12 protein-coding genes and 1 pseudogene are annotated in these 12070 nt (G+C 72.2%); 7 read left to right on the top strand and 6 right to left on the bottom strand.

What is annotated here, in order from left to right; translation table 11 throughout:
• The 6 genes and pseudogenes from E4P38_RS12240 to dnaA all read right to left on the bottom strand — a co-directional run.
• Positions 1–231, bottom strand: a pseudogene (locus E4P38_RS12240) (hypothetical protein); the annotation flags it as partial.
• A gap of 49 nt (positions 232–280) precedes the next feature.
• Positions 281–781 carry a DciA family protein gene (locus E4P38_RS12235; protein ID WP_135132077.1) on the bottom strand — a complete coding sequence of 167 codons (501 nt, stop codon included), beginning with the start codon at positions 779–781 and terminating at the stop codon, positions 281–283.
• Complete coding sequence (gene recF, locus E4P38_RS12230; RefSeq protein ID WP_135132076.1) at positions 778–1956, bottom strand: DNA replication/repair protein RecF; 1179 nt, start codon at positions 1954–1956, stop codon at positions 778–780. The genes E4P38_RS12235 and recF overlap by 4 nt, the downstream gene beginning before the upstream one ends.
• 114 nt (positions 1957–2070) lie before the next feature.
• The gene (gnd, locus tag E4P38_RS12225; RefSeq protein ID WP_135132075.1) at positions 2071–3003 is read right to left on the bottom strand and encodes a phosphogluconate dehydrogenase (NAD(+)-dependent, decarboxylating); all 933 of its coding nucleotides are present in this window, start codon (positions 3001–3003) and stop codon (positions 2071–2073) included.
• A gap of 97 nt (positions 3004–3100) precedes the next feature.
• Positions 3101–4270, bottom strand: coding sequence for a DNA polymerase III subunit beta (gene dnaN, locus E4P38_RS12220; RefSeq protein WP_245160975.1), 1170 nt, complete (start codon positions 4268–4270; stop codon positions 3101–3103).
• 798 nt (positions 4271–5068) lie between these two features.
• A complete protein-coding gene (gene dnaA / locus E4P38_RS12215) occupies positions 5069–6805 on the bottom strand; it encodes a chromosomal replication initiator protein DnaA (RefSeq protein WP_135132074.1) in 1737 nt (578 codons plus the stop codon).
• A 657-nt stretch (positions 6806–7462) separates the two neighbouring features.
• On the opposite strand from dnaA, the gene rpmH reads away from it, so the two are divergent.
• From rpmH to E4P38_RS12180, 7 genes are all read left to right on the top strand, one after another.
• Positions 7463–7600, top strand: a complete 138-nt coding sequence (gene rpmH / locus E4P38_RS12210; protein ID WP_135132073.1) for a 50S ribosomal protein L34 — start codon at positions 7463–7465, stop codon at positions 7598–7600.
• A gap of 1 nt (position 7601) precedes the next feature.
• Complete coding sequence (gene rnpA / locus E4P38_RS12205) at positions 7602–7985, top strand: ribonuclease P protein component (protein ID WP_135132072.1); 384 nt, start codon at positions 7602–7604, stop codon at positions 7983–7985.
• Complete coding sequence (gene yidD / locus E4P38_RS12200; RefSeq protein ID WP_135132071.1) at positions 7982–8353, top strand: membrane protein insertion efficiency factor YidD; 372 nt, start codon at positions 7982–7984, stop codon at positions 8351–8353. Before rnpA ends, yidD begins: the two co-directional genes overlap by 4 nt.
• Entirely contained in the window at positions 8346–9398 is a 1053-nt protein-coding gene (gene yidC / locus E4P38_RS12195; protein ID WP_135132070.1) for a membrane protein insertase YidC, read from the top strand. Before yidD ends, yidC begins: the two co-directional genes overlap by 8 nt.
• 108 nt (positions 9399–9506) lie before the next feature.
• On the top strand, positions 9507–10160 hold the full coding sequence (locus E4P38_RS12190) for a protein jag (RefSeq protein WP_245160974.1): 654 nt from the start codon (positions 9507–9509) through the stop codon (positions 10158–10160).
• Positions 10157–10837 (top strand): 16S rRNA (guanine(527)-N(7))-methyltransferase RsmG, encoded by a 681-nt coding sequence (rsmG, locus tag E4P38_RS12185; RefSeq protein WP_135132069.1) that lies wholly within the window; start codon positions 10157–10159, stop codon positions 10835–10837. The genes E4P38_RS12190 and rsmG overlap by 4 nt, the downstream gene beginning before the upstream one ends.
• Before the next feature lie 163 nt (positions 10838–11000).
• Complete coding sequence (locus tag E4P38_RS12180) at positions 11001–12062, top strand: ParA family protein (RefSeq protein ID WP_135132068.1); 1062 nt, start codon at positions 11001–11003, stop codon at positions 12060–12062.
• Positions 12063–12070 lie beyond the last annotated feature (8 nt).

Below are 12070 nucleotides of genomic sequence, written 5' to 3'. Positions count from 1 at the left end.
GGGCGGCGGCCCGGTCTCCGACGCCGGTGGCGTGCGGCCGGGGGCGGCCGGCGGCAGGTTCCAGCCGGGCGGTTCCCAGGAGGTGGGCTCGGCCGGCCGGGCGGGCTCGGGAGCCTCGTCGGCAGCGGGCTCGCCGCTCCCCAGGTGCTCCGGCTCGCGCCATCCGCTGCCCTCGGCGGATGCCGGGTCGAAGCCCTCGTCGGGCTGGTCACGGTCCCGCGGCGTGCTCATCGCTGCCCTTCTGTCTGCGTCGGTGTCCGTCGGCTCGCTCGGTTCCGACCTAGCCGTACGTGTCCCGCGGCCCTCGCCCGCGCACCGTGCGCGGACCCTTCTTCCAACTGGGAGCCGTCGGCCCGACAACGCGCAACCGGGTCACGACGTCCCCGCCCACCTGAGCATGCAGCTTGCCGAGGATCGACGGTGCGAGCAGCCGCAGCTGCGTGGCCCAGGCCGTGGACTCGGCGACGACGAGCAGTTCGCCCTCGCTGAGGCTCTGCGGTGCGCAGTGCGCCGCGATCTCGGGCCCGACCAGTGCCGACCACCGGCCGAACACCGCGCCGACGCGGGTCCGTTCCGACCAGTCCTGCTCGTTCACCAGGGAGTCGACGAGCCGGCCCAGCGGCTGGGGGTCGTCGGCACCGGGTCCGGCTCCGGTCCACTTCCGTCGGGGTCCGGCGATCCGCCGCCGGGTGGGCTGCGGGCGGGCGGCCGAGGCGGCCCGCGCGGCCTCCAGCGCGGCCCGGGCGATGTCGCTGGGCCGGGCCGGCCGCTCGTCACTCACGACAGGCTCCCCTCACCGGCAGGGATCGACTCCTTCACCAGGACGGCGATGGCGTCTCCCACCTCGACGCGGGCGCCGCGCAGCTCGGCCGGGACGTCGTCGACCACCGCCGCGGTGATCAGCGTCTGCTCGGCCGACCGGGCCACCGATGCGAGCGCCGCCCGCCGCTCGGCGTCGAGGGTCGCGAAGACGTCGTCCAGGATGAGGATGGGGTCCTCGCCCTCGGCCCTCAAGAGGGCGAAGGTCGCGAGCTTCAGCGCGAGCGCGAGCGACCAGGACTCCCCGTGGCTGGCGAAGCCCTTGGCCGGCGCCGGTCCCAGGTGGAGGACGACGTCGTCCCGGTGCGGCCCGACCAGGGTCATCCCGCGGTCCAGCTCGTCGTTGCGGCGCTCGGCCACCCGCTCGCGCATCGCCGCCGTCAGCTCGGCCACCGTCGGGAGCGTCGTCCCGGGCACGAGCGCGCTGCCGTCGCCGGCCAGTGGCACGGTCGACGAGTAGCCGAGGCCGGCGATGGTGGCCCCTTCGCCGGCGACCTCGGCGTAGGAGCTGGCCATGTGTGGCGCGAGGTCGGCGACCAGCTGCAGGCGCGCGGCGAGCAGCTGTCCGCCGAAGTCGGTGAGGTGCCCGTCCCAGACGTCGAGGGTCTCGATCGCCTTGCCCCGGGCAAGGCGGGCGGTCTTCAGCAGGGCGTTGCGCTGCTTGAGGACGCGGTCGTAGTCGGCCCGGACACCGGCCAGCCGTGGCGTGCGGGTGACCAGGAGGTCGTCCAGGAACCGCCGGCGCTCGGTCGGGTCGCCGCGCACCAGCGCGAGGTCCTCGGGCGCGAACAGCACCGTGCGCACCAGGCCGAGCAGCTCCCGCGGGCGGGGGAGCGGCGCGCGGTTGACCCGGACCCGGTTGGCCCGGCCGGGGTTGATCTCGATCTCCACGAGGAGCTCGCGGTCACCCCGGCGGAGCGCTGCCCGCACGACCGCCTGCGTGTCGCCGTGGCGCACCAGCGGGGCGTCGGAGGAGACCCGGTGGCTGCTCATGGTGGCCAGGTAGCCGACCGCCTCGACCAGGTTGGTCTTGCCCTCGCCGTTGCGGCCGACGAACACCGTGGGGCCGGGACCGAGCGCGAGGTCCACCCGCTCCCAACTGCGGAACGAGCCGAGCTGCAGATGCCGGACGTACACGTCAGGAACGGCCGCCCTGCACGGCAGGCCCCGTCCAGGGCACCGCCCCGAGCCTGCGAGGGGTGGGGAGGACGGGGTCCTTCCCCGAGGCGTGGGGGGAAGGGTGGTCCTTTCTCATGCCGGCTTCTCGGCCTCCTGCGCCTGGACGGCGTGCACCGCGTGCCCGCCGAACTGCTGGCGCAGCGCCGCGACGGCCTTCATGGTCGGGGAGTCGTCCTGGCGGGAGACGAAGCGGGCGAACAGCGAGGCCGCGATCGTCGGCATCGGGACGGCGTTCTCGATGCCCTGCTCGACGGTCCACCGGCCCTCGCCGGAGTCCTCCGCGTAGCCGGTGATCTGCTCGAGGTCGGGGTCCTCCTGCAGCGCCCGGACCAGCAGGTCCAGCAGCCAGGACCGGATGACGGTGCCCTGGGTCCACGAGGCGATGACACCCGGGACGTCCTCGATCAGGTCGACGGCGGCCAGCAGCTCGTAGCCCTCGCCGTAGGCCTGCATCATCGCGTACTCGATGCCGTTGTGGACCATCTTGCTGAAGTGCCCGGCGCCCACCGGACCGGCGTGCACGAAGCCCGCACCCGGCATCTCCTGGCCGGACTCGTCCTGGGGCGCCGGCGGTCGCAGCGCGTCGAAGATCGGCTGCACCTTGGCGACGTCGTCCTTGCTGCCGCCGACCATCAGCGCGTAGCCGTTCTCCAGGCCCCAGACCCCACCGGAGACCCCGGCGTCGATGTAGCCGATGCCCTTCTCGCGGAGCATGACGTCGTGCACCTGGTCGTCGGTGAACTTCGAGTTCCCGCCGTCGACGACGACGTCCCCGGGGCTGAGCAGATCGCCCAGCTCCTTGACCGTGGCCCGGGTGGGCTCGCCGGACGGCACCATCACCCAGACGACCCGCGGGGCGGCCAGCGCCTCGACGAGCGCCGGCAGGCTGTCCACGTTGCGCTTGCCCGGGTGGTGATCGAACCCGACCACCTCGTGGCCGCCGCGGCGGATCCGCTCGGCCATGTTGCCGCCCATCTTGCCCAGCCCGATCAGCCCCAGCTGCACGATGTCCCTCTTCTCGTCGCGACGTCTTCGCCTGTCATCGTGCCCGGCGGGCGGCCCTCCTGCAGGGGCCGCGAGCGGTGGGGCAGAAGGGTTCTCCTTATCCGGGCAGCCGCACCGGCATGATCAGGTAGCGGTAGCTGCCGGGGCGCTCGGCCGGCTTGCTCTGCCCGTCGTCGGTGGCCGGCTCGTCGACCCCCGAGAGGACGGCGGGCTTGAGCGGACTGGTGAAGTCCATCCGCGCCCGCTCGGTGTGCACCGCCGCCAGCCCGTCCAGCAGGAACGTCGGGTTGAAGCCGATGGTCAGCGGCTCGCCGTCGAACTCCACGTCGCAACGCTCCTCGGCCTGGCCCTCGTCGTCGGTGCCGCCGGCCCGCAGCGTCACCTGACCAGGGGTGAACTCGCAGCGCAGCGGGGTGCCGCGCTCGGCGACCAGGGCGACGCGCTTGGCGGCGTCGGTGAACAGCCCGACCGGCAGGAGAGCGTGCGCGGCGGACTCGCTCGGCATGATCGCCCGGTACTTCACGAACTCGGCGTCGAGCAGTCGCGTCGTCGTCTGCCGGTCCTTGCCGGACAGGCCCAGGATGCCCTCGCCCGAGCTGCCGGACGACAGCGACAGGGTGATCTCCGGACCACTGGTCAGCGTCTTGGCGGCGTCGGCCAGCGTGCGCGCGGGAACCAGCACGGCCGCGGACACCCCCGGCGTCTCCGGTCGCCAGGCGAACTCACGGACGGCGAGCCGGTAGCGGTCGGTCGCCGCGAGCGTGATCAGGTCGTCCTCGATCTCCAGGCGGACGCCGGTGAGCATCGGCAGGGTGTCGTCGCGGCCGGCGGCGACGGCGACCTGACTGACCGCCTCGGCGAAGACGTCGCTGTCGACCAGCCCGGCCGACGACGGCATGGACGGCAGCGAGGGGTAGTCCTCGACCGGCAGCGTCGGCAGGCTGAAGCGGGCGTTGCTGCACGCGATGGACAACCGCGGCCCCTCGGCGGTGATCTCCACCGGATGCGGCGGCAGCGCCCGGGTGATCTCGGCGAGCAGCCGGCCGGGTACGAGGACGCGGCCGCCCTCGGTGGCGTGCACGTCGACCTCGGCCCGTGCGGACACCTCGTAGTCGAAGCCCGAGACCGAGAGCTGGTTGCCGTCGACCTCGAGCAGGATCCCGGCGAGGACGGGCACCGACGGGCGCGGCGGCAGGCTGCGCGCCGTCCAGGCGACGGCGTCGGCGAGCACCTCACGTGCCACCCGGAACTTCATCTCTCGACCCACCCGATCTCGTCAGCGTCCTCGATGCCCGGCGACGGCGGATGTGTCCCCGGCGCGGTGCGGTGCTCATCGTGCCTGTTGAGGTCCCTCCGGGGGAAACCCCGGTCCCACGGAGGACGCCCGGTGCACCTCTGGCCCCTCGGAGATTTCTGCTCCTGGAAGGCCCCTCGAGCGGAGCGTCCCCACCCAGAGTGTGGTTCAAGGATTCATCGAGATAACTAACTCATCCTCGTCATCACACGTGTGGAAGCTGGGGATCCGACCCCTTCGCGCTGCTCAAGGCCCGAATCGACCTGTTGGCCCATTGTGGGTGGTCAGCCTCTGCCTGTTGTCGACACGTGGACAAACCGACCGTTGTGCACCGGGGTCGCCGCCACTCCACCCCCTGTCCCCTGCCACTCCCTGCTCTGTCCCCAGGCTCTGCCCGGGCCGGCGGCGCCGTGCGAGGCGGGACGGCGGACATGAGCGACCGATGCGCCATAACCGCAGGTCAGGCAGGTGGCAACGAGCCGGACGGCGATATCGCGGAGCGGCACTCTCGCGACCGGAATTGTCCGGCGGTGACCGGAAGTGACCTGGCACACACGAGATCTCCCCAACCTGTGCACATTCCTGGGGACAACTTCTCGACGAGTCGACCGTGGTCACCGGCCGGTAGCCGACTGTCACCGTGCAGATCGGCCCGACAGCCGTGTCGACTCGTCCACACGGCTGTGGACAGCGACCGGCGCGAGGGTTGACGCAGGGTGTCCGGCCGAGCAGCCGAGCACCCGCGGCGGTGCGGTCCGGCGGACCGCAATGTCACTGCCGGGCGCGGCTCTTGATGCGGGCGGTGAGCTCGGTGACCTGGGTGTAGGTCGCGCGGCGCTCGCTCATCAGGTTGGTGATCTTCTTGACCGCGTGCATGACCGTGGTGTGGTCCTTGCCGCCGAACGAGGCGCCGATGCGCGGCAGCGACAGCTCGGTGAGCTCGCGGCACAGGTACATCGCGATCTGCCGCGCGTTGACCAGCGTGCGGCTGCGGTTGGCGCCCTGGAGCTCCTCCATCGTCACGGTGAAGTACTCCGCGGTCGCCGCCATGATGATCGCCGCGGTGATCTGCGGGCCCTGCTCGTCGCTGATCAGGTCCTTCAGCACGAGTTCGGCCAGCGACAGGTCGACCTGCTGCTTGTTCAGGCTGGCGAAGGCGGTGACCCGGATCAGGGCACCCTCGAGCTCGCGGATGTTCGTCTGCACCTTGCTCGCGATGAACTCCAGGACCGGGTCGGGCACCTGCAGCCGCTCGCCCCAGGCCTTCTTCCGCAGGATCGCGATGCGGGTCTCGAGGTCGGGCGCCTGGACGTCGGTGATCAGGCCCCACTCGAAGCGTGTGCGCAGCCGGTCCTCCAGCGTCGTGAGCTTCTTGGGCGCGCGGTCGGAGGTGATGACGATCTGCTTGCTGGCGTTGTGCAGCGTGTTGAACGTGTGGAAGAACTCCTCCTGCGTCCGCTCGGCCCGCTCGAGGAACTGGATGTCGTCGATCAGCAGGAAGTCGATGTCCCGGTAGCGACGGCGGAAGTCCTCGGCCCGGCCGGAGTGCACCAGGTTGATGAACTCGTTGGTGAACTCCTCGGTGCTGACGTAGCGCACCTTCACGTTCGGGAACATGCGCGCCGCGTAGTGGCCGATCGCGTGCAGCAGGTGGGTCTTGCCCAGCCCGGACTCGCCGTAGATGAACAGCGGGTTGTAGGCGCGAGCGGGAGCCTCGGCCACGGCGACGGCCGCGGCGTGCGCGAACCGGTTGCTGTTGCCGATGACGAAGGAGTCGAAGACGTACTTGGGGTTCAGCCCCTGGTCCATGCCCGACGGGCGACCGGGCTCGGGACGGCGTCCCCTGTTGCCGGCACTGCCGCCTCCGGCCCGGGCCCGCTGGTCTCCCCCGGGTCCGTCCAGGTCGAAGGGCAGGACCTCGGCCGAGCGGCCGTCGCCGCCCCAACCACGGTCGCCCGGGTTGCTGTCGGCGCCGGCTCCCCAGGTGGTGGTGGCCCAGTCCTCCGGGGCGCCGCGGTCGACGGGGCGCAGCTCGCGGACCTCCGAGGGGCCGCGGGCCGGCTCCTCGCCGCCGGAGTCGCGGTCCCAGGGGGCCGAGCCCACGGCGTCGGCCCGCACGCCGAAAGCACTCCGGCCGTCGTCGACCCGATCCCGGCTGGCCCGGTCCTCCTCGGCGCGCTGCGCCTCGGCCGCCGACCACGGACGGCGGGTCGGCTCCGTGTCGCGGTCCTCCTCCGGTGCCTCCGCCGGCGCGTCCTCGAGCTGGACGGCGACGCGGATGTCGCGGCCGAACTGCTCGGACAGCGCCTCGGCGAGGACGCGGCGCATGCGGGACTCGAGGACGGTCTGGGTGAACTCGTTCGGGGCGGCGAGAACCGCGGTGTCCTCGACCAGCCCCAGGGGGCGGGTGAGGTTCAGCATCGCGTTCTGCTGAGGGGACAGGCTCGTCGCCAGCCGCTCGCGGATCTGGTCCCAGACGGTCGCCAGGTCCAGCGTGGCATCGGCCATGCCGTACTTCCTCCCCATGCTGTCGACCCCTGGCCGCTCCCGGTACCTCCGGCGCGACCGCTCGTTCCGTCCCAGGTCTACGGCACCGGCTGTGGACGCGCTTCCGCACTGGTTCCACACCGGTGTCCACAGGCTGTGCACGGCCGGCGGGACGTCGTGCCAGGTGCCGCGCCGAGTCCGACGCCGATCCGCATTCCTGCAGGTCGACGAGCGGTTCGGGCGGGTGAACGGGCGATACGGCGGTCGGTTGACCGACGGGGTCGGCCCACGCGTCGTGACCCTGACGTCCAACGCGGAGCGACGGCGACGCTAACAGCCCCGTCCACAGCCCGGCAACGATCGGGGACGTCGCCCGGGCGCGTCGGCTCGGCGTGCTGCCACCCTCCCGGACGCCTGCGGGTGGACCATGGGCGGTCGGGATCCGCCCGGTCGTCGGACATGGCGTTTCCTCGGTTATGCTGGCTGGAGTCTGTGGACGGGTCCGCCCGTCACTACCCGTGTCTCAGCTCGACTCCGGGTGGTGTCGTGGTGCGTTCCGGCCGCGGTGACCAACTTCCGGGTCGCCGGGGATCGCGCGATGACGTGCACCCCGACCGCCCGCGCACATCCGCCCACCGGCGGGTGTGCACCGCCGATGTCGTGTAGTGGGAGTACCTCGTGAGCAAGCGCACGTTCCAGCCGAACAACCGTCGTCGGTCGAAGACCCACGGGTTCCGGCTGCGGATGCGTACCCGCGCGGGCCGGTCGATCCTCGCCGGCCGTCGGCGCAAGGGTCGCGAGAAGCTCTCCGCCTGACGTGTTGCCCGCGCAGGCACGCCTGCGCCGGCGTCCGGAGTTCACCACGGTCGTCCGGTCCGGCCGGCGCGCCGGGCGGCCGACCATGGTGCTCCACTTCCTCCCCGAGCGGCCCGAGCAGTCGGGCGGCGGTGACCGTGTCCCGCCGTCCGGTGCGCGGGCCGGTTTCGTGGTCGGCAAGGCCGTCGGCAACTCCGTGGTCCGCCACCGCGTGACGCGGCGACTGCGCGCGGTCGTCGCCGCGGAACTGCATCGCCTGCCCGTCACCGCCGACCTGGTGGTGCGAGCCCGTCCCGAGGCCGCCGACGCGGAATCGACCCTGCTGCGGCGCGACCTGGTCGCGGGCCTGGACCGGCTGCTGGGCGAGCCGGTGACGCCGCGATGATCGGCCGTGTGTTGCTGCGCCTGATCGGCTTCTACTCGCGTGCGATCAGTCCGGCGCTGCCACCGCGGTGCCGGTTCCACCCGACCTGCAGCGCCTACGCCGCGGAGGCCATCGCCCGTCACGGCGCCGGCCGGGGGACCTGGCTGGCGGTGCGCCGGCTGGGAAAGTGCGCCCCCTGGCACCCCGGCGGTGTCGACCTCGTGCCCGAGCGGCGTCCGTCTCCCGGAACCGGAGACGTCAGCCACTCGTCGAGCACAACGCGGGCGGCCACTCCGCAGGCTGCGCAGACCCGCGGTGACCGCAGTACCGAACGAGCCACCCCGCCGGCCCCGCGCCGGACCCCTCAGGAGGAGTCCTCCGTTGCTTGACTGGCTGTACACCGCGATCTCGTGGGTGATGAAGCAGTGGCACGCCCTGTTCTCCACCTTCCTGGACCCCGCAGGCGGCATCACCTGGGCGCTGTCGATCATGTTCCTGGTCGTCACCGTCCGGCTGATCCTGTTCCCGCTGTTCGTCAAGCAGGTGAAGTCGCAGCGGGCGATGCAGGAGCTCCAGCCGGAGATCGCGAAGCTCCGTAAGCAGTACGGCAGCGACCGCCAGGGCATGAGCCAGGCGATGATGGCGCTGCAGAAGGAGCGCGGGGTCAACCCGCTGGCCGGTTGCCTGCCGATCCTCCCGCAGATCCCGGTCTTCCTGTCCCTCTTCCACGTGCTGCGCCGGCTGGCGCCTGGTGCCGACGGTCTGTACAGCTGGGACGACACCCTCACCGATCAGGCGGCCCGGGCCAAGCTGTTCGGTGCCCCCATCTCCGCCTCGTTCAACATGGTGGGTGCCAAGCAGGACGCGATCCTGGAGATCGCCACGTACCGGGACATCCGCATCGTCGCGATGGTCCTGATCGTGATCATGTGCGTGACCACGTTCTTCACGCAGAAGCAGATCATGAAGCGGTCCGGTCCGGTCGAGGGCCAGGCGGCCACCGTCCAGCGGCTGCTGCTCTACGGCATGCCGCTGAGCCTCTTCGTCTCCGGCTTCTTCTTCCCCATCGGCGTCCTCCTGTACTGGTTCACCAACAACCTGTGGACGCTGGGCCAGCAGTTCTTCATCCTCCGGAAGCTGCCGCCGCCCGGCTCCGACGCCGCCAAGGCGAAGGCCGCCGTGGACAAGCCGGTCGTCGACCCGCGCACCCTCGCGCCGAAGCCGGGCGCCAAGCCGGTGCGCCCGAAGCCCGGTGGCCCGACGACGTCCGTGACCGGCACCGGCGGCCCGGCCGCACCCGACGGCACGGCTGCTGCCAACGGCAGTGCTCCGCAGGCCGACCCTGTCGACGGCACTCCGACGGCGGGTCCGTCCGGCGCAGCGCCGAAGCCAGGCCAGACGCCGCAGAACCGTGGGAAGCGCAAGCGCCGCTGACCGGCGCGCGCCGGCCCCGCACCAGACGACCCGCACCACCGCCGGACCGACCGGCGCATCGACCACCGGGGAAGCCCGGCCGCCCGCCCCCGACCTGGGAGGAACTCCGTGAGTGCACCGCAGCACCCGTCCGACACCGCTCTCTCCGATCCCGCTCTCGACACCGAGGACGGCGACGGGGAGCCGGCCCTGCCCGATGCCGACCTCGCCAGCGATGACGCCGTCGTCGAGCCCGTCGACGACGACACGGATGAGGTCGATGAGGCTGATGAGCCGGACGAGGACGGCGGGAAGTCGGGCGACGACCCGCTCGTTCGCGAGGGCGACGTCGCCGGGGACTACCTCGAGCGTCTGCTGGACATCCTCGACGTGGACGGGGACATCGACCTCGACGTGGAAGGCGACCGCGCCTCGGTCGCGATCGTCGGTGGCCGCCTGAACGACCTGATCGGGCCGGGTGGTGCCACGCTGGAGGCCCTGCAGGAGCTGACCCGGCTCGCAGTGGCCCAGTCCACCGGCGTCCGGAGCCGGCTCATGCTGGACGTCGGTGAGTTCCGCGCGAAGCGCCGGGCCGACCTCACGGCGCTGGCCGGGGAGACCGCCCGCCGCGTGGGCTCGAGCGGTCAGCCCGAGCGGCTCGCGCCGATGAACCCGTTCGAGCGCAAGGTCGTCCACGACGTCATCGCCTCGGTCACCGGCGTGCACAGCGAGTCGGAGGGCGAGGAGCCGAACCGTCGAGTCGTGGTCCTGCCCGACAAGTGACCGAGCAGAGCACCGGTCCTGAGGACGTCGGCAGTCCCCCGCCGCCCGAGAGTGCGGCCGAGGTCTTCGGAGCGCTGCTCGGGGTCGCGACCGAGTACGTGGACCGGCTGGCGTCCGACGGGGTCACGCGGGGGCTGATCGGGCCGCGCGAGGTGCCCCGGCTGTGGGAGCGGCACATGCTCAACAGCGCCGCCGTGGCCGAGGCCGTGCCGGCGAACGCCCGTGTCGTCGACGTGGGCAGCGGCGCGGGGCTGCCCGGCATCCCGCTCGGGCTCGCCCGGCCGGACATCGAGCTGACGCTGGTCGAGCCGATGGCCCGCCGGGTGGAGTTCCTCGAGGAGGTCGTGACCGGGCTCGCCGTTCCGGCCGGGCTGCGCTGGCGGGTCGTCCGGGGCCGCGCCGAGGAGCGGTCGGTCGCCACGGCCGTTGGCCCGGTCGACGTCGTCACCGCTCGGGCGGTCGCCCCGCTCCCGCGGCTGGTGGGCTGGTGCCGCGGGCTGATGCGCCCGGGCACTCAGCTCGTCGCTCTCGTGGGGGCGAGCGCACTCGCGGCGTTGCCGTCCCTGGTCCCCGAACTCGAGGCCGCGGGCATGCGTGACATACATCCGCGGGCTGTCGGTGCGGGCCTCGGGGACGCTGCCACTACCGTGGTGGTCATGACGCGCGGACCACGGTGACGGCGACTCTCCGGAGCGCGCCGATGCGCCGTTCCACGTGGAACAGCTACAGCCGTCCGACCCGTTCCACGTGAAACGGATCGCACGGAAGACTGATCCACGTGAAACGGCGAGCGCGTGAGACGGCGATGCGTGTGACACGGCGATGCAGGAGGGATCCGCGATGACCGACCCGGGCGAGCGGCTGCGCAGCAGCCTCGCCGCTGATCAGTCAGCCGCGGCGTCCAGCGGGATGGCGGACTTCGACAGTCCGATCGCGATGGAGGCGATGCGCGCGACCCGCGTGCTCCACGCCGCTGACCAGGAGCCTTTCCCCGCGCCGAACCGGATCCGCGTCATCACGATCGCCAACCAGAAGGGCGGCGTCGGCAAGACGACGTCCACGGTGAACCTCGGCGTCGCGCTGGCCCTCTACGGGCTCCGCACCCTGGTCATCGATCTCGACCCGCAGGGCAATGCGAGCACGGCGCTCGGCGTCGAGCACACCGTCGGGACGCCCTCGGTCTACGACGCCCTCGTCGGCGACAGCTCACTGGCCGAGGTGGTCCACCCGACCACGGCGAGCCCGAAGCTCCTCTGCGTCCCCGCGACGATCGACCTCGCCGGCGCCGAGATCGAGCTGGTCTCCGTCGTCGCCCGCGAGCACCGCCTGCGGCGGTCCATCGAGGCCTACGTCCACGGGCTCCCACCCGAGCAGCGGCCGCACTACGTGCTGATCGACTGCCCGCCGTCTTTGGGACTGCTGACGCTGAACGCGCTGGTGGCCGGCGACGAGGTGCTCATCCCCATCCAGTGCGAGTACTACGCGCTCGAAGGTCTGGGCCAGCTGCTCAACAACATCGACCTGGTCCGCCAGCACCTCAATCCGGGGATCGCCGTCCGGACCATCCTGCTGACGATGTACGACGGCCGGACGAAGCTCGCCGACCAGGTGGCCGACGAGGTGCGCAACCACTTCGGCGACGTCGTCCTGCCGGCCGTGATCCCCCGGAACGTCCGTGTCTCCGAGGCGCCGGGCTACGGCCAGTCGGTGCTGACCTACGACCCGGGCTCGCGCGGCTCCACCAGCTATGTCGAGGCGGCCCGCCAGCTCGCCGAGCGGGGCGTCGACCTGCCGCCCATCGACCGGGCCGGCGGCCGCGCGACTCCGCCGGCTCCCCCGGTCGCCGCCCTCTCCGTGAGCGACGCCGGTGCCGACCTCCACCGCAGGCAGGACAGTCAGTGACCACGAGC

It is taken from the genome of Blastococcus sp. CT_GayMR16, from assembly GCF_004570875.1.
Lineage (GTDB): Bacteria > Actinomycetota > Actinomycetes > Mycobacteriales > Geodermatophilaceae > Blastococcus_B.
Note: the sequence above shows the minus strand (reverse complement) of the source record. Positions and strands in the feature narration are given on the sequence as shown.

Bases quoted from the DNA above. Each gene is read 5' to 3' on its own strand.
- yidD (WP_135132071.1), top strand. From the start codon at position 7,982: ATGATCGGCCGTGTGTTGCTGCGCCTGATCGGCTTCTACTCGCGTGCG.
- E4P38_RS12180 (WP_135132068.1), top strand. From the start codon at position 11,001: ATGACCGACCCGGGCGAGCGGCTGCGCAGCAGCCTCGCCGCTGATCAG.
- dnaA (WP_135132074.1), bottom strand. From the start codon at position 6,805: ATGGCCGATGCCACGCTGGACCTGGCGACCGTCTGGGACCAGATCCGC.